The organism is Aliagarivorans taiwanensis DSM 22990, assembly GCF_000429505.1.
GTDB lineage: Bacteria > Pseudomonadota > Gammaproteobacteria > Enterobacterales > Celerinatantimonadaceae > Aliagarivorans > Aliagarivorans taiwanensis.
In genome coordinates this window covers 20,197-36,604 of the sequence record NZ_AUBZ01000028.1, presented here as the reverse complement: position 1 = coordinate 36,604, position 16,408 = coordinate 20,197, and the positions used below count along the sequence as shown (strand labels likewise).

The window sequence follows — 16,408 nt, the reverse complement described above, 5'->3', positions numbered from 1 at the left end:
GTAAACTTAACTTTACTAAACGCTATTCCCGACGATTCCCCGCCAGCTCTACATTCTTAAACACAGAGTAACAAGCAATCCAGCAAAGCTTCGGTGTTCAGCTATAACTATAAAAGCCATCAGGCAGAGAAGTGATGCGGAGGTAACGTTATGGCGATGAAGAGTTCCAAAGAGTTTGCAACGTGGTTGATCAATCGTTTTGGTCAGCAGCTCGAAGGCGTGGTGATTACCCGTGATGACCTTAAAGCACTCTCTGGCCGACAAAACCTACGGCCGGATTTTGTTGCTGACGTTCACTCGGAGTTAAGCCACCATGGCTTGGGCTTTGTAGCGGACCGACTCCGGGCAAACTACTACTTTTTCTACCTACCCAAGGTGTACTGGAAAGACGTGGCCGACCGCTACGCCGAGGACGAACCACAAAATATCCTACCGCTAAAACCATCCAGCGCCTCCCGACAAGGGTAACTTCATAGTCTTGCCGTTTGCTTGCCCGCAAAGCTGGCATTCCATCTGCTTACTCCTTACCCTGTAAGCAGATTGGATTTACCTAGTAAGCATAGGAATACTATGAGAATTCTTGGAGTTGATATTGGTGGCACCGGGATCAAAGGCGCCATCGTAGACAGCATTAGCGGCGAGCTTCTCAGTGAACGCCACCGCATCCCCACCCCCCAACCGGCTACACCCAATGCCGTGGCAGATACCCTGAAACAGCTGGTCGATCACTTTGAGTGGCGCGGGCCAGTGGGCTGCGGCTTTCCAGCAACTGTGCACCATGGGGTGGCTCAAACGGCGGCCAATATCGACAAGTCTTGGATTGGCACTAATGCAGCAGCCTTGTTTTCCGCCGCCACTGCCTGTAACTGCGTAGTGGTAAACGATGCCGACGCCGCCGGCGTAGCTGAGATGGCTTTCGGTGCGGGGCAAGATCGCAGCGGTGTGGTGATACTGATTACCGTGGGCACCGGCATTGGCACGGCGGTGTTTGTTAACGGGGAACTGTTACCCAACACTGAACTGGGCCACCTACTATTGGGCGACACCGTTGCCGAGCACTATGCCAGCGCCCGAGTACGCGAACAGCAAGATCTGAGCTGGAAGAAGTGGGGCAAGCGTTTTAATACCTACCTGCAACGCCTCGAGTTCTTGTTCTCTCCCGACTTGATGATCATCGGCGGTGGTGCCAGCAAGAAGTTCGACAAGTACGTGGAGCAGTTTGAGGTGAAATCCGAGGTGGTTCCCGCCCAAGGGCTTAACCAAGCCGGTATTGTCGGCGCAGCCATGTACGCCCTCCATGAGTTCGGTGACGACTCGAATAGCTGAGCGCTAGCTCAAAATTGCGCCAGATAGATAGGCTTTGCGCAAGGTCTCGGGAAAACGCTCGATAGAGTATCGCAGCAGTTCCCGAGGCAAGCTGGATAGATTGGCCTTGAGAAACGCCTCGACTGAAGCTTGATCACGCTTGGCTAACTCCCTGAGCATCCAGCCCACCGCCTTGTGCATCAGCGGATGTGGATGATGTTTAAAACGCTCGGCCAACTGCATGGTCAGCGCGCTATCCCCTTGGCGGATATAGTGCCAGCAGCTAACCATCGCCATCCGCTGACTCCAAAGCAGCGGGTCGGAGGCAAAACGCTCAAGCAACGCGATGTCTTGATGCGTCCAAACATAGGGCCCCAAGATATATGGGCATGAACAATCCACCAGATCCCAGTTATTCACCCTGCGCCGCTTATCCCAGTAAACAGCAATAATGCGCTCACGCTCCTCCGCCGAGCCCTGCTTAAACAAGCTCACCAAATTCACCAAGGCCAGCTGGCGCTGTTCATGCCACTGCGACTCCAACAGCTGTGCGCTGTCGGTGATAGTCAGAGGGCAGTGCTTGGCGACCAAACGAATACTCGGCACCCGCACTCCGAGAAAGCAATCCCCCTCGCCATACCCTCCGGCTTGGGCCTGAAAGAACTTGGGATAATGCGCGGCCTTCTCAGGTTCGATGTACTGCTCAAGCGCCTGACAGGCTTGTTGAATGGCTGACATAGCTAACAGCTCGGACGAAAAGTGATGAACGCTATGGTGGGGGATCGGGAAATACCCGTCAATCTAGAACGAAAAAAGCCCCGTCGTTTCCAACGGGGCTTTCGATTTGGAGCGGCACACGAGGTTCGAACTCGTGACCTCAACCTTGGCAAGGTTGCGCTCTACCAGCTGAGCTAGTGCCGCTTCATAAACTGTCGCATTACTGTGACTCGGTGGTGGCAATTAGGCAACATAGGTTGCGCTACTCTCTAATCCACACTGAGCAAGTGCCGCTTCGATGCTTACTCTCGTAAGACTTTAAAATTGGAGCGGCACACGAGGTTCGAACTCGTGACCTCAACCTTGGCAAGGTTGCGCTCTACCAGCTGAGCTAGTGCCGCTTCATCATGCATGTAACGCCTTGGCTTCACATGTCTTACAGGGCTGCGAATTATAAGAGGAAAATTCGGCTTTGCAAGAGGCATTTCAAAAAAAACGCCCCTTTGCTGCTGTTTGCTTAGATTTCGTCCAGCTTAAAGAAGAACTGGCGATAATGCTGCAATTCAGCAATCGATTCGCGGATATCATCCAATGCCAGATGACTGCCGCTTTTCTTAAAGCCGTTAAGCAACTCAGGCTGCCAGCGACGCGCCAACTCCTTCACGGTGCTGACATCTAAGTTGCGATAGTGGAAGAATTTTTCCAGCTTAGGTAGGTATTCATGGATAAAGCGGCGATCTTGGCCAATGCTGTTGCCGCACATCGGGGAGATGCCAGCAGGTACCCACTCTTTGAGGAACTCGATAGTCATCTGTTCGGCTTCCGCCTCACCAATCTTGCTCTCACGCACCCGCTCGACCAGGCCAGAGTTGGTATGAGTGGTGGTACACCACTCGTCCATCTTCGCTAGCACCTCATCACTTTGATGTACTGCGATAACCGGACCCTCTGCGAGAATATTCAAGTGGGGATCGGTGATGATAGTGGCAATTTCCAGAACCCGATCCGTCATGGGTTCAAGACCGGTCATTTCCATATCGATCCAGATTAGATTATTTTCGCAAACAGCCATGGACACCCTATTATTGGAGGAAAACTTTTCCGCAAATCAACGATAACGGGTATCATAGCGACTTTACCCTCTTACTTGAATAGCAGTTTTCGTGACGAAAAGAAAGAAACTGAGCCGTGGTCAGCAGCGCCGGGTACGCAGCAACCAGCAAAAACGTCTGCAACAGCAAGACAACCAGCAATGGCTCGATGAACAGCTAGGCGAACGCCAAGAAGGCGTGATCATCAGCCGCTTCGGACAGCATGCGGATGTTGAAGACCAGCAAGGAGAGGTATTTCGCTGTAACCTACGCCGCACCATCGACAGTCTGGTCACCGGTGACCGAGTGGTTTGGCGCGCTGGTAATACCCAGCAATCCGGCATTTCCGGGGTAATTGAAGCGGTCCATGAGCGCCGCAGCGTACTCACCCGCCCCGACTTCTACGACGGTATCAAACCCATCGCGGCGAACATCGATCAGGTGATCATCGTCTCTGCGGTGCTGCCCGAGTTCTCCGCCAATATTATCGATCGCTATTTAGTGGCAGTAGAGGATGTCGGCCTCGAGCCCCTGCTGCTGCTCAACAAAATCGATCTGCTCGATGACCAAGCGCGCGACGCGCTCGAACCCCAGCTACAGCAGTACCGTGACTTGGGCTATCAAGTGCTCTACGCCAGCAGCAAGCAAGCTCATGGCCTCGACGAGCTGCAAGCGCAACTGAAGGGCAAAACCAACATCTTTGTTGGGCAATCCGGCGTGGGCAAAAGCTCACTAGTGAATGCCATCATGCCCGAACATGGCATTGCCACCCAGGAAGTGTCTGACGTATCGGGCCTTGGCCAACACACCACTACCGCCGCCCGCCTGTATCACTTGGCCAGCGGGGGCGAGCTTATCGACTCCCCGGGGGTACGTGAGTTTCAGCTATGGCACCTCGAGCCGGAGCGGGTCACTTGGGCCTTCCGCGAATTCCGCGAACACCTCGGAGAATGTCGTTTTCGTGACTGCAAGCACCAAAATGACCCGGGATGCGCGATCCTTGCCGCCCTGGAACAAGGTAAGATCAGTAGCCAGCGCTACCAGAGCTACCTACGGATATTGGAAACCATGGAAGCCAACAAGCCAACTCGCGTGATACCCAACAAGCATTAGAGAGAATCAACGTGTTAGACAGAATCAAAGTGGCTGCTCAGTACTGCATCCCACAGCACCTTATTTCCCGTTTAGCAGGGCGCTTTGCCCAGGCTGAAGCTGGCAAGCTGACCCAAGCGGCTATTAGCTGGTTTATCAAACGTTACAAGGTGAACATGAGCGAAGCCGAGCAAGGGTCCCCCGCCGACTATGCCTCGTTTAACGCCTTCTTTACCCGTCCACTAAAAGCCGGGATGCGCCCGATTATCGAAGGCGACGAGCAGCTAGCCCACCCGGTAGACGGCGCGGTTAGCCAACTGGGCGATATTGAGCAAGGGCGAATCTTTCAGGCCAAGGGCCATGACTTTAGCGCTCGCGAGCTGCTGGGCGGCGACAAAGCGCTAGCCGAAGAGTTTCGTGACGGTAAGTTTGCCACTATCTACCTCTCTCCCAGTGACTACCATCGCATCCACATGCCGTGCAAAGGCACCTTGCGCCAGATGGTGTATGTGCCCGGTGACCTGTTTTCGGTCAACCCACTGACTGCGCAAAATGTGCCAAACCTGTTTGCGCGCAATGAGCGGGTCGCAGCCATCTTCGACACCGAGCAAGGTCCGATGGCCATGGTGTTAGTGGGCGCAACCATCGTTGCCAGCATTGAAACCGTTTGGGCCGGTACCATTACCCCGCCGCGCGGTAAGCAAGTATTTAGCTGGGATTACCACAATAACCCGATCACCTTGGATAAAGGTGAAGAAATGGGCCGCTTCAAGCTGGGCTCAACCGTGGTGATGCTGTTCGCCAAAGACGCCATCGACTTTGTCGAAGGCCTCTGCGCCGAGCAAACCACCCGCATGGGTGAGCTGTTCGCTACCCGCAAATAGCCACTTTTAGGCGTCGCCTCGCCACGAGGTGACGCCCCTTCAGATAGCTCACTAAAAACCTCTTCTGACAGCCCGCTGAAAAATAAAGGAAAAGGCGAGTTTCAACTTAATATTTTCGGCAACTTGCTGATAAACTTACCCAAGCGCCCTTTGTCCTGTAACAAGCCATGTTCCGCCCTAGCTTTGCACTGTTTTGTAGCCTTATCTTTACCAGCATAGCCCTCGCGGCACCGCTGCCCACCGCCTCCAGCGGAGAGGGGCAACTGATGGGGATGATCCAATCCCTTAGCAGCGACTCCCCCACCCTCGACCAGCAACAGCAACAACAGCTCTATGAAGAGTCGTTAAACTTGCTGCGTGAAGGCGACGGCTTCAGGCAACAGGCTAAGCAGTACCGCGATATCATCCATAACTTCGATCGGCTCAAGCAGCAGGCGCAACAGCAGCTCGAGCAGGCCGACAACCTGCCACCACTCGATGAGCAGCTCGACCCGCGCAGCCTCAATCAACAGTTTCAGATCAACCAAGAGCAACTGCTCGCCCTTAAACAGCGCCAACAACAGGTGCGCGATGAGCAGCGCCGCTTAGATAGCGATGTTAGCCAGCTCTACGACCGCTCCCAGCCGCTGCGTGAGCAGCTTAACGAGCTGCGTGGGCAGTTGGATGCGCTGCAGTTCTCGGTCCTCAACGATGTCGACGAGGCCAAGCGGGTTAAGGCGCAGGTCAACGAGGCCAAGCTCACCTCGCAACTGGCGATGTTAGAGCTGGCCGCCCAAAGTGCCCCGTTGCGCAACGAGCTGCTGCAACTGGAGCTGGCGCTACTGCAAAGACAGCAAGCCAATCTCGAGGCCAATCAGCAAACCCTGCAGCAGCGCTTACAACTGAGTATCGAAGCCGACAATTTAGCCCTGACCCAACGTGCGATTGAGCTCGATGAGGCACTAGCAAGCCATCCCTTAGGCGAGTCACTGCTCGGGCTAAATCGCCAGCTACGTAAGCAACTGGATGCGCTGATCGAGCAGTCCTTCGAGCTGCAGCAATCCCAGCAAACCGTTAGCCAGCAGCTCAATCAGATCAGCTATACCTTCGCCAACTTCAAAGAGCAGGTCTCTTGGCTCAAGGTCACCCGCGCCTACGGCGAATACCTGCGCGAACAGATCGCCGGCCTGCCCGATCCCTACCCGATGCGCGGGCTGGAGCAGCAGATCATCGAGACCCGGGTGAGTAAACACCGCTTCCAGCAGCAGCAATACAGCTGGCGCTTTGAGGGAATGGATCAAGAGATTGAGCAGTGGCGCAATCAGCTGCCGTTGGACCAAGCCCAGCAAGTCCGCCAACTGCAAACCTTTAATCAGCAGCTGGCCAATAATTACCAGCGCGAGCTGGATCTGCACCTGTTTACCCTTGCCTCACTCAAGCTCGATTACACCCGCCTCAACGACGAGCTGGAACAGATCCGTATCGCTGCCAATCAAGAGCTGTTCTGGACCGCCGATGTCAAAGCCATCGATGCCAGCTTCTTTGTTGGCCTGCAGCAGGCGGTAGTGTGGCTGTTGCAACCCCAGCATATGCTCAGCCTGAGTAAGTCGGTGATGAACATCAATGTCTGGTGGTGGCTGGGGGCCGTGCTGAGCTTGGTAGTATGGGGCTACCAACATTACCTAAAACGCACCTGGCTGAAAGATTACTTGCAGCGCAGCGATGCCAAAACCCGCAATATAACCAAGGACAAGTTCAGCCTGACCTTGGCCAACCTGCTGCTATGCGTGTTTTTGTCTGCCCCCATGCCGGTATTGATGCTGAGTATCGGCAATGGCTTGCTGCAGTCCTGGGAGGAGGCCTTTGTCCGCGACTTTGGTGACTCGTTGGTGTTCTTGGCAAAATCGCTGTTTTTATTCCAACTGCTGCGCCACATCTGCTTTAAGCATGGCTTGCTCAACACCCACTTCAAGTGGCCGCTGGTCAATGTGCAGCAGGTCTACCACGAGCTGTATCGCTTGGCCTTAGCAGCGCTGCCGCTGCTGTTCTTGTTTTTCCTAAGCTACAGCCAGAGCTCCCACCCGGCCTATAGCAGCCTGGCGCGGCTGATCTTTATTCTACTGATGCTGTGGCTGGCAAGTAGCTGGTACCGGATCTCCCGCCTAGAGCTGCCGGTTAACTACCATGTCGACATCTTTAAAGCGCCTCAGTTGGCTAAGCGCTTGTTCTGGTACGGCGCGATGGCGATCCCACTGGTTGGCGCCGTCGCCGCCTGCGTGGGCTACTTCTCCACCGCCTACACCATTGTCTGGCAGTTCTGCGTCAGCGTGCTGATTGGCTCGGCCTTTATCATGGTTTATCTGATGGTGCGCCGCTGGATGTGGCTGCAGCGCCGGCGGATTGCCTTCGAGCGTGCCAAGGCCAAGCGGATTGAAAAGATCGCCCAGCGCAACCAACAAGAAGACGAGCAACAAAGCTCGGCAGAAGGTCAGCTAGATAACATCGAAGAGCCCGAAATCGACCTCGATACCATCAGTGCCCAGTCTCTCGGCCTGCTGCGTACCGCCTTGTTTGTCGCCTTCTTCGGGGTGCTGGCGGTACTGTGGTCGGAGATGACCAACGCTTTTTCGGTGCTCGACAACGTGACTCTGTGGGAGATCTCCAGCGTGCGCTCCGGGGTGGAAACCCTGCAGGCGATCACCCTGCGTGGGGCGCTAATGGCGATTATCACCTTGGGGCTGACCATGATCTTGGTGCGTAACCTGCCCGGTTTGCTGGAGCTGATGCTGCTGCAGCATCTGTCTTTAAGCCCCGGCACTGGTTTTGCGATTACCACCACCATCAATTACTTGGTGATATTGTTCGGCGCGCTTACTGGCTTTGGCCTGCTCGGCATTGAGTGGTCGAAGCTGCAGTGGTTGGTGGCCGCACTCACCGTTGGCCTCGGCTTTGGCCTGCAGGAGATCTTCGCCAACTTTATCTCCGGCTTGATCATTTTGTTTGAGAAGCCGATTCGGATTGGCGATACCGTGACCATTCGCGAGCTGACTGGCACCATCTCCAAGATTGAGACCCGCGCTACCACCATCCTGGATTGGGACCGCAAAGAGATCATCGTGCCCAACAAGGCCTTTATTACCGAACAGTTTATTAACTGGTCGCTGACCGATCCGATCACGCGAGTAGTGCTAAGTGTACCGGTCAAGCAGGGCTCAGATATTAACCAAGTTACCCGTCTAATTACCGAAGCGGTGGAAGAATCCAGCCTGGTGCTAGACAACCCAGCGCCCGAAATCTACTTCCTCGGTTACACCGATCATGGTCCCAATTTTGAGATGCGTGTCTATGTTAGCGAAATGGCCTACCGTCTCCCCATGACCCATGAGGTGTTCTCTTTGATCAACGACAAGTTCAAGGCAAGTGGAATTGAGATAGCATATCCGCAATTGGATGTATCGCTAAACACATCAAAAGAAAAAAGATTTTCTAAATCGATGGCGTCACGCCACAATTTCACAAGGACCTAGTTGATTACAATGACTATAACAAAACAACATATCAGCCTTGCGCTTTGCGTTGTCATACCCCTGTTGGTACTGGCAATTCCCACCGAGAGCATTACCTTTATGGAGCTGTCGGTGATTGAGCATCGCGTAGTGGCGATATTCTTAATGGCAGCGCTGCTGTGGATTATGGAGCCGATCCCGGTCTTCGCCACATCTCTGCTGATCATTACCTCTCTAGCGCTTACGGTTTCCAACCAAGGCCTGCGGATGATTACCCACACCGCAGATGGCGTACCCCTGCCAGACCTGATGCCTTACACCTCTATTTTTGCCAGCTTCGCCAACCCCATCATCATCCTGTTTATGGGTGGTTTTGCCTTGGCAATCGCAGCATCTAAATACGAGCTGGACAACAACTTGGCGCGGGTATTATTAAAGCCTTTCGGTGAGAGCGTACCCATTGTAATGCTGGGCATCATGCTGATTACCGCGGTATTCAGTATGTTTATGAGCAACACCGCCACCACCGTAATGATGCTGGCCATCGTTGGCCCGATTATCGCCAAAGCACCAAAGGGCGATCTGGCCATGAAAGGCCTGGTATTGGCGATTCCAGTGGCCGCAAACACCGGTGGTATCGGTACCCCAATCGGTACCCCACCCAACGCCATTGCGGTAGGTGCCCTTGGCGATGCGCTGGGTTCGACTAACCAAATCAGCTTCCTCGATTGGATGAGCTTCGGCGTGCCGTTCGTGATTGTTCAGCTGGCCATCGCTTGGTTTGTACTGTGTAAGTTCTACCCAGCCAAAGGCAAGAAGATTGAAATCAACATGGAAGGTAGCTTCCAGCGTAGTCCTCGCGCCTACCTGGTGTACGCGACCTTCGCGGTCACCATCCTGTTGTGGCTAACCGGTAAATTCCACGGCATTAACTCCAACGTGGTAGCGATTATCCCGCTGACTGTTTTCTGTCTGTCGGGCATTATCACCAAAGATGACCTGAAGCTGTTTAACTGGGATGTACTGTGGCTGGTTGCCGGTGGTATCGCCATGGGTTACGCCCTTGGTGCCAGTGGCTTGGCCAAGAACATGGTCGATGCCATCGACTTCACCGCGCTGTCGACCTACGTGGTCATCATCACCATGTCGCTGCTATGTATCACCATGGCGAACTTTATGTCGAACACCGCCACCGCGGCCCTGATTATGCCTATCGCGCTAACCGTAGCCATCGGCCTGACCGGTGTCGATCCAGCCACCGGCGAAGCCGTGGTAGCCGCTGGCCAGCAAGGCACCATCACCGTGTTCCTATCGATTGTGGCACTATCAGCCTCGCTGGGTATGATGCTGCCAGTAAGTACGCCACCTAACTCACTGGCCTACTCAACCGGCTTTATCGAGACCAAAGACTTGCTGAAAGTCGGTGGCGTAATCGGTGCCACCGGTTTGGCACTGCTTTACGCAGCCATGATGGTAATCATGTAATCACTCGCGTGGCCAGCGCCTAGGCCCTGGCCACATCGAAACTGAGCACATCCTTGATGTGCTCAGCATCACACGCCAATATCAACAACCTATCGATCCCCAACGCCACCCCGGCGCAATCCGGCAATCCGGCTTGCAGCGCATCTAAAAAGTGCTGATCAATCTCTGCCTCAGGCAGGCCCACCTCTGCGCGATAGCGCTGGTCGGCGGCAAAGCGCTGCGCCTGCTCTTCGGCGTCACTTAGCTCATAAAAACCATTCGCCAACTCCATACCGCGATAGTAAAGCTCAAAACGCTCCGACACCTGCGGATCATCCTCGCAGATCCGCGCCAAGGCGGCCTGGGTTGCTGGAAAGTGGTAGATAAAACAGGGCTTGTCTTGACCAATATGCGGCTCAACCCCAAGGCTAAACAGTAGCTGCAGTACCGTGTCGCGATTAGTCTCTTTGGCCACCAAGTCCTCTACTCCCAAAGGAATAGATGCCTCAAGTAGCTCTTCAGTACTGGCGTCAATCGGGTCTACCCCTAAGTGGGTAAAGAAAGCTTGACGGTAGCTAACCCGCACTGCTGCTGGGGTTTTGAGCACTTTGCCGACTAAATCATCGACTTCAGTCATTAATTTATCGGCATCAAAATTGATCCGATACCATTCCAACATGGTGAATTCGGGGTTATGATGGCGCCCGGCTTCCTCATTTCTAAACGCCTTGGCGAGTTGATAGATACAACCACTGCCCGCGGCGAGTAGACGCTTCATATGGAACTCTGGTGAAGTTTGCAGATAGAGCCTCTGTCCCGCAGGTGCCGCGGGGCCACGCAAGAGGGTTTCAAATGAAGATAAATGGACGTCACTGACACAGGCTTGGCTCATGCTCGGCGTGTCAACTTCCATTACCCCCCTTTCGTGAAAAAACTGTCGGATGTCACCCAAGATCCTTGCTCGCATTTTTAGGTTCTTTAGACTGGCTGATGGCTGCCACTGACGTAGCCGCGGGTTTAAGGATGAATTCATTAGCTTGCCTTGGGTTGTAATCCGCTTTACTGGATGACCGCAGAAGCGGGATAAAAATCAAAAAAAAAGTATTATCTGCGTAGATTTTCTAAAGTCACGCAAGTTTTTGATTTTTGTCAAACTTAACAGTCGTAATACTCGGACAATTGCTGAGTTTATAAAAACATCGTGGAGAAGAACGTGGAAATCATCAAAACCGACGTTGCCGTTGTCGGCGCAGGTGGTGCTGGTCTGCGCGCAGCTATCGAAGTTGCCAAAGAGCACCCTGAGCTGGAAGTGGCACTCATTTCCAAAGTTTACCCCATGCGTAGTCACACCGTAGCCGCCGAAGGTGGTGCAGCGGGTGTTGCGCAGGATCATGATTCACTGGACAACCACTTCAACGATACCGTTGCAGGTGGTGACTGGCTGTGTGAGCAAGACGTAGTTGAATACTTCGTTGAGAACGCGCCTAAGCAGCTAACCCAGCTTGAGCAATGGGGTTGCCCTTGGTCTCGTCGCCCAGACGGTACTGTTAACGTTCGTCGCTTCGGCGGTATGAAAATCGAACGTACCTGGTTTGCTGCAGATAAAAGTGGTTTCCACGTTCTGCACACCTTGTTCCAAACCTCTATCAAGTACCCAACCATCAAGCGCTTTGACGAGCACTTCGTACTGGACTTGGTTGTTGAAAACGGCGAAGTAAAAGGCGTTATCGCGCTGGACATCGCTGAAGGCGAAGCCAAGCTGATTCAAGCTAAATCAGTAATCATCGCAACCGGTGGTGCGGGTCGTGTATACCGCTACAACACCAACGGCGGTATCGTAACCGGCGACGGTATGGCGCTAGCTTACCGTGCAGGCGTACCTCTGCGTGATATGGAATTCGTTCAGTACCACCCAACTGGCCTACCAGGCTCAGGCATCCTGATGACCGAAGGTTGTCGTGGTGAAGGTGGTATCCTGACCAACAAAAACGGCTACCGTTATCTGCAAGATTACGGCATGGGTCCTGAGACTCCAGTTGGCCAACCTAAGAACAAATACATGGAGCTGGGCCCACGTGACCGTGTAAGCCAAGCGTTCTGGCAAGAAGAGCAGAAAGGTAACGTAATGGAAGGCCACCTTGGCACTTACGTAAACCTTGACCTGACTCACCTGGGTAAAGACTACCTGCACGAGCGTCTGCCGTTCATCTGTGAACTGGCTAAAGCGTACGTAGGTATCGACCCGGTTAAAGAGCCAATCCCAGTTCGTCCTACCGTTCACTACACCATGGGTGGTATCGAAACTGACCAGAAATGTGCAACTCGCATTAAAGGTCTGTACGCCGCTGGTGAGTGTGCCTCTGTAGGTCTGCACGGTGCTAACCGTCTGGGTTCTAACTCACTGACTGAAATCACTGTATTCGGTCAACTGGCTGGCGCAGAAGCCGCTAAAGCCGCTATCGCTGCCGAGCACGCTGACAGCGCAGTGGTTAAAGCTAAAGCTGAAGCGATTCTGGCTAAGTACCTGGCACTTAAAGATATCAACGGTGACGAAAACCCTGCTGATATCCGCAACGAGCTGGGCCGCACCATGGAAGCCGGTGTAGGTATCTACCGTACCGAAGAAGCCATGCAAGCGACCATCGAAAAAGTTGCCGAGCTGAAGCAGCGCTACAAGAACATCAAACTGGTTGATGACACTGAAGTGTTCAACACCGAGTGGTTGTACGCTGTAGAGCTGGGCTACCTGCTAGACGTTGCAGAGACCATGGCTCACTCAGCCATCCTGCGTAAAGAGAGCCGTGGTTCTCACCAGCGCCTGGACGGTTTCGAGAAGCGTGACGACGAGAACTTCCTGAAGCACTCTCTGGCTTTCTTCCAAGAAGACGCAGCGCCGACCATCGATTACTCTCCAGTTTGCATCACCAAGTCTGCGCCGAAAGAGCGTCTGTACGGTGAAGCTGCTGAAGCACAAGCCGCTGCTGAAGCTGCAGCCCAGAAAGAAGCGGAGGCACAATAATGTCCCAGGTAATGAAAGTTGAAATTCAGCGCTACCGCCCTGAACTGGACAAAGAACCGTTTTGGCAAAGCTACGACGTTCCTTACACCAAGGAAATGTCTGTACTTGAAGCTCTGGCTTACATCAAAGACGAACTAGACCCAACCCTGAGCTACCGCTGGTCTTGCCGTATGGCGATCTGTGGCAGCTGCGGCATGATGGTTAACGGTGTACCGAAGCTGGGTTGTAAGACCTTCCTGCGTGATTACCCACAAGGCATGAAGATCGAAGCTCTGGCCAACTTCCCAATCGAGCGCGACTTGGTTGTGGATATGAGCGACTTCATCGCTAAGCTGGAAGCTATCAAGCCTTACATCATCCGTGAGACTGAACAGACTCCAGAAGATGGCTGCTCAATCCAAACTCCAAAAGAGATGGAACAGTACCGTCAGTTCTCTATGTGCATCAACTGTGGTCTGTGCTACGCAGCCTGTCCTCAGTACGGCCTGAACGACAAGTTCATGGGTCCTGCTGCACTGGCACTGCTACATCGCTACAACAACGACACCCGTGACGAAGGCAAGGAAGAGCGCATGGCGTTCCTGAACGCCCACGAAGGTGCTTGGGGCTGTACCTTTGTAGGTTACTGCTCTGATGTATGTCCGAAGAAAGTTGACCCAGCCGCTGCTATCCAGCTTGGCAAAGTGGACAGCGCCAAGGACTACGTGATTGCCATGCTCAAGCCAGGAGAATAAGAATGTCTAAGCGTAAACCTTATGTTCGTAAAATGGGCTCGACTTGGTGGACTAAGAACAACTTCCACACCATGTACATCGTACGTGAACTGTCTAGCCTGGTGATCTTGGCCTACAGCGTTATCCTGCTGTTCGGTCTGAACGCCCTGCGCGGCGGCGAAGCAGCGTTCGACGCTTGGTTTGCTGGCCTGACCAACCCACTGGCAATCGTGTTCCACGTGATCACTCTGCTGTGGACTCTGTACCACGCGACAACCTGGTTCTCACTGGCGCCTAAAGCGGCCAACCTGTGGATCGGCGAAAAGCGTGTTGCTGACAACGTCATCACCGGCTCCCTGTACGCAGTACTGGGCGGCGTAACCGTGATTGGCCTGCTAATCGCATTCGTGCTGTAAGGAGAAACAGATGAAACGTTCTAACGAACCAGTATTTTGGGGTCTGTTTGGTGCAGGCGGTATGGTTGCAGCACTGCTGACGCCAGTACTCATCCTGATCACCGGTATCCTGGCGCCAATGGGCGCAGTGGACTTCTCGTTCGCTCGCGTTGATGCCTTCGCCAGCAACATCCTGGGTGGCCTGATCATCTGGGCAGCGGTAAGCTTCCCACTGTGGCTGAGCCTACACCGCTTGTACCACTGTCTGCATGACTTTGGTGTTCACGCGGGCAACGGTGTTAAAGCGGCGTTCTACGGCGCGGCAGCACTAGGCACTGTAGCAGCGGCTTACCTGCTGTTGTTCTAAGCCTCGCTTAGCGACAAAAAAGCCACCCGTTCCCTGGGTGGCTTTTTTATTTCAGACCTTGCTTGACCTTACAACTGCATCTACGCGCAGTTTAAATCTCTTCTACAGCTGCTCTTCAACCGGGCAATATCGCTCTCCAGTTGCGAAGTACGCTGCTTAAGCAGCTCTAATTCGGCTTCCTTGCTCGCTAGCATCTCAAACACACCCATTGGGTAGTCCCCGGCCTGATCGGCGTAGTGGTAAACCGGTGATGCTTTAACATGTACGTTACTCACTTTACCCACTCCTGTGTCATATTTTGAAAACCATTTCACGAAAAACAGCGAAATATCAGCGGCGCATAAACAAGCATTACACAGCACTAATAACGGTGCAAAGGGCCAAATTGATCTAAATCAAATCAAGCGAGTAGACGGTTTTTTTCCCGTTGAGAATAATATAAATACCTGTTGAAGACGGTATTTGTAGGATTAATTACTTACAAAGGAAATCGATTACAACGATGGCTGGATCACAAAACTCTAATCGGCGAAAAAATACGCACATTTGGTGCATTTTATTGCATTGTCAATGGCCGCGCTATATCAGCTGTTGCTGATGCTTTACACATTACTTTTCTCTAAGTAAATATCCACCTTCTAAAGAAGGTGGCTTTGAATGAGCCCCCTCGAAGGGGGCCTTTGTCTAGTGCAGCGCCAACTCACCTTGCTCTTGACGCTCCACTTTCTCTTGATGTCTTACATATCGGCGTATGATTTCTTCGTTAATACCTACAGTATCTACGAAATACCCTCGCTGCCAAAAGTGGTTGCCCCAAAGCTTGTTCTTCCTCAAGTACGGAAACTTGTTGAATAGCTTCAGAGCTATCTTCCCTTTTAACGCCCCCATCAGCTTGGAAACACTCAGCTTTGGCGGAACCTTTACAACCAAGTGTACGTGGTCACTTTGGACGCTGAGCTCGACCACCTCACATCCCAACTGAGCACAGTAAACTTGAATACACCGATAGACTTCTTTCCCTACATTGTTTCTCAAATATCCTAAATCGATATTTGGGCGTCCAAACTATGTGATATTGACACCGCCAAAATACGTGTGATGCTTGCTTGTATCTACTCATGTTATTTGTCCTTTTGACTTCGCTAAAAATCAAAGGCGCATTTAGCATGAGTGGGTCTTCAGGCAAAGCCTCACCGGATGATAACCACCTACTGAAGTAGGTGGTTTAGGGCCGAAAATAAAAAAAAGCCCGCTAAAGCGGGCTCCGAGACAAACCGGTAATTACTTCACGCGGCTTACGTACTCAGCGCTGCGGGTATCTACCTTAATTACCTCACCGATCTGGATAAACAGTGGTACACGAACCACCGCACCAGTGCTCAGCGTGGCTGGCTTACCACCGGTACCTGCAGTGTCACCTTTCAGGCCAGGATCGGTTTCGGTCACTTCCAGCTCAACAAAGTTCGGTGGAGTGATTGAAATCGGGTTTTCGTTCCAAGTGGTAACGGTGCAAACATCTTGCTCAACCAACCATTTCTCGGCGTCACCTACCGCTTTCGCGTCTGCGGCAATCTGCTCGAAGGTTGCGTTGTTCATGAAGTGCCAGAACTCGCCATCGTTGTACAGATAAGCCAGTTCCATATCCATTACGTCAGCGCCTTCAAAGCTCTCACCAGACTTGAAGGTTTTTTCCAGTACCTTACCGGTCAACAAGCGACGCAGCTTAACACGGTTGAAGGCTTGGCCTTTGCCCGGCTTTACGTACTCGTTTTCGATGATCGAGTAAGGTTCACCGTCGAGCATAATCTTTAGCCCGCCTTTAAAATCATTGGTAGAATATGACGCCATTTTGTCCTCAACATACAAGGTAATTGCT

Annotated in this window: 15 protein-coding genes, 2 tRNA genes and 1 pseudogene; 10 read left to right on the top strand and 8 right to left on the bottom strand. The window is 52.9% G+C overall.

Annotated features, from left to right (window positions below; genetic code table 11):
- Nucleotides 1-150 precede the first annotated feature (150 nt).
- Entirely contained in the window at nucleotides 151-468 is a 318-nt protein-coding gene (locus G462_RS0113950; RefSeq protein ID WP_026959539.1) for a hypothetical protein, read from the top strand.
- A gap of 102 nt (nucleotides 469-570) precedes the next feature.
- On the top strand, nucleotides 571-1,326 hold the full coding sequence (ppgK, locus tag G462_RS0113945) for a polyphosphate--glucose phosphotransferase (protein WP_026959538.1): 756 nt from the start codon (nucleotides 571-573) through the stop codon (nucleotides 1,324-1,326).
- 3 nt (nucleotides 1,327-1,329) lie between these two features.
- On the opposite strand, the gene G462_RS0113940 is transcribed toward ppgK, so the two are convergent.
- From G462_RS0113940 to orn, 4 genes are all read right to left on the bottom strand, one after another.
- Nucleotides 1,330-2,043 carry a DNA alkylation repair protein gene (locus tag G462_RS0113940; RefSeq protein ID WP_026959537.1) on the bottom strand — a complete coding sequence of 238 codons (714 nt, stop codon included), beginning with the start codon at nucleotides 2,041-2,043 and terminating at the stop codon, nucleotides 1,330-1,332.
- Between the two features lie 107 nt (nucleotides 2,044-2,150).
- Nucleotides 2,151-2,226: transfer RNA gene (locus tag G462_RS0113935), tRNA-Gly, on the bottom strand.
- Between the two features lie 121 nt (nucleotides 2,227-2,347).
- Nucleotides 2,348-2,423: transfer RNA gene (locus G462_RS0113930), tRNA-Gly, on the bottom strand.
- A gap of 116 nt (nucleotides 2,424-2,539) precedes the next feature.
- Complete coding sequence (gene orn / locus G462_RS0113925) at nucleotides 2,540-3,094, bottom strand: oligoribonuclease (RefSeq protein ID WP_026959536.1); 555 nt, start codon at nucleotides 3,092-3,094, stop codon at nucleotides 2,540-2,542.
- 91 nt (nucleotides 3,095-3,185) lie between these two features.
- On the opposite strand from orn, the gene rsgA reads away from it, so the two are divergent.
- From rsgA to G462_RS0113905, 4 genes are all read left to right on the top strand, one after another.
- The gene (gene rsgA / locus G462_RS0113920) at nucleotides 3,186-4,226 is read left to right on the top strand and encodes a small ribosomal subunit biogenesis GTPase RsgA (RefSeq protein ID WP_026959535.1); all 1,041 of its coding nucleotides are present in this window, start codon (nucleotides 3,186-3,188) and stop codon (nucleotides 4,224-4,226) included.
- 11 nt (nucleotides 4,227-4,237) lie between these two features.
- Nucleotides 4,238-5,089 carry an archaetidylserine decarboxylase gene (asd, locus tag G462_RS0113915; protein WP_026959534.1) on the top strand — a complete coding sequence of 284 codons (852 nt, stop codon included), beginning with the start codon at nucleotides 4,238-4,240 and terminating at the stop codon, nucleotides 5,087-5,089.
- Between the two features lie 167 nt (nucleotides 5,090-5,256).
- On the top strand, nucleotides 5,257-8,595 hold the full coding sequence (mscM, locus tag G462_RS0113910) for a miniconductance mechanosensitive channel MscM (protein WP_026959533.1): 3,339 nt from the start codon (nucleotides 5,257-5,259) through the stop codon (nucleotides 8,593-8,595).
- A gap of 9 nt (nucleotides 8,596-8,604) precedes the next feature.
- Nucleotides 8,605-10,059: an SLC13 family permease gene (locus G462_RS0113905; protein ID WP_035477763.1), complete on the top strand. Its 1,455-nt coding sequence runs from the start codon at nucleotides 8,605-8,607 to the stop codon at nucleotides 10,057-10,059.
- Nucleotides 10,060-10,078: 19 nt separating this feature from the next.
- Here the strand turns inward: G462_RS0113905 and epmA are convergent, their stop codons facing one another.
- On the bottom strand, nucleotides 10,079-11,071 hold the full coding sequence (gene epmA, locus G462_RS0113900) for an elongation factor P--(R)-beta-lysine ligase (RefSeq protein WP_026959531.1): 993 nt from the start codon (nucleotides 11,069-11,071) through the stop codon (nucleotides 10,079-10,081).
- Between the two features lie 168 nt (nucleotides 11,072-11,239).
- Here epmA and frdA point away from each other — a divergent pair, with 168 nt between their 5' ends.
- From frdA to frdD, 4 genes are read left to right on the top strand one after another with little or no spacing between them, the layout of a single operon-like run.
- A complete protein-coding gene (frdA, locus tag G462_RS0113895) occupies nucleotides 11,240-13,057 on the top strand; it encodes a fumarate reductase (quinol) flavoprotein subunit (RefSeq protein WP_281171856.1) in 1,818 nt (605 codons plus the stop codon).
- Nucleotides 13,057-13,791, top strand: coding sequence for a succinate dehydrogenase/fumarate reductase iron-sulfur subunit (locus G462_RS0113890; protein ID WP_026959529.1), 735 nt, complete (start codon nucleotides 13,057-13,059; stop codon nucleotides 13,789-13,791). Before frdA ends, G462_RS0113890 begins: the two co-directional genes overlap by 1 nt.
- 2 nt (nucleotides 13,792-13,793) lie before the next feature.
- Complete coding sequence (locus tag G462_RS0113885; protein ID WP_026959528.1) at nucleotides 13,794-14,186, top strand: fumarate reductase subunit C; 393 nt, start codon at nucleotides 13,794-13,796, stop codon at nucleotides 14,184-14,186.
- 10 nt (nucleotides 14,187-14,196) lie between these two features.
- Nucleotides 14,197-14,532 (top strand): fumarate reductase subunit FrdD, encoded by a 336-nt coding sequence (gene frdD / locus G462_RS0113880; protein WP_026959527.1) that lies wholly within the window; start codon nucleotides 14,197-14,199, stop codon nucleotides 14,530-14,532.
- Between the two features lie 80 nt (nucleotides 14,533-14,612).
- On the opposite strand, the gene G462_RS0113875 is transcribed toward frdD, so the two are convergent.
- The 3 genes and pseudogenes from G462_RS0113875 to efp form a co-directional block, all read right to left on the bottom strand.
- Nucleotides 14,613-14,807: a hypothetical protein gene (locus tag G462_RS0113875; RefSeq protein WP_026959526.1), complete on the bottom strand. Its 195-nt coding sequence runs from the start codon at nucleotides 14,805-14,807 to the stop codon at nucleotides 14,613-14,615.
- A gap of 409 nt (nucleotides 14,808-15,216) precedes the next feature.
- Nucleotides 15,217-15,652, bottom strand: a pseudogene (tnpA, locus tag G462_RS22865) (IS200/IS605 family transposase).
- Between the two features lie 161 nt (nucleotides 15,653-15,813).
- Nucleotides 15,814-16,380 carry an elongation factor P gene (gene efp / locus G462_RS0113865; protein ID WP_026959525.1) on the bottom strand — a complete coding sequence of 189 codons (567 nt, stop codon included), beginning with the start codon at nucleotides 16,378-16,380 and terminating at the stop codon, nucleotides 15,814-15,816.
- Between the last annotated feature and the right edge of the window lie 28 nt (nucleotides 16,381-16,408).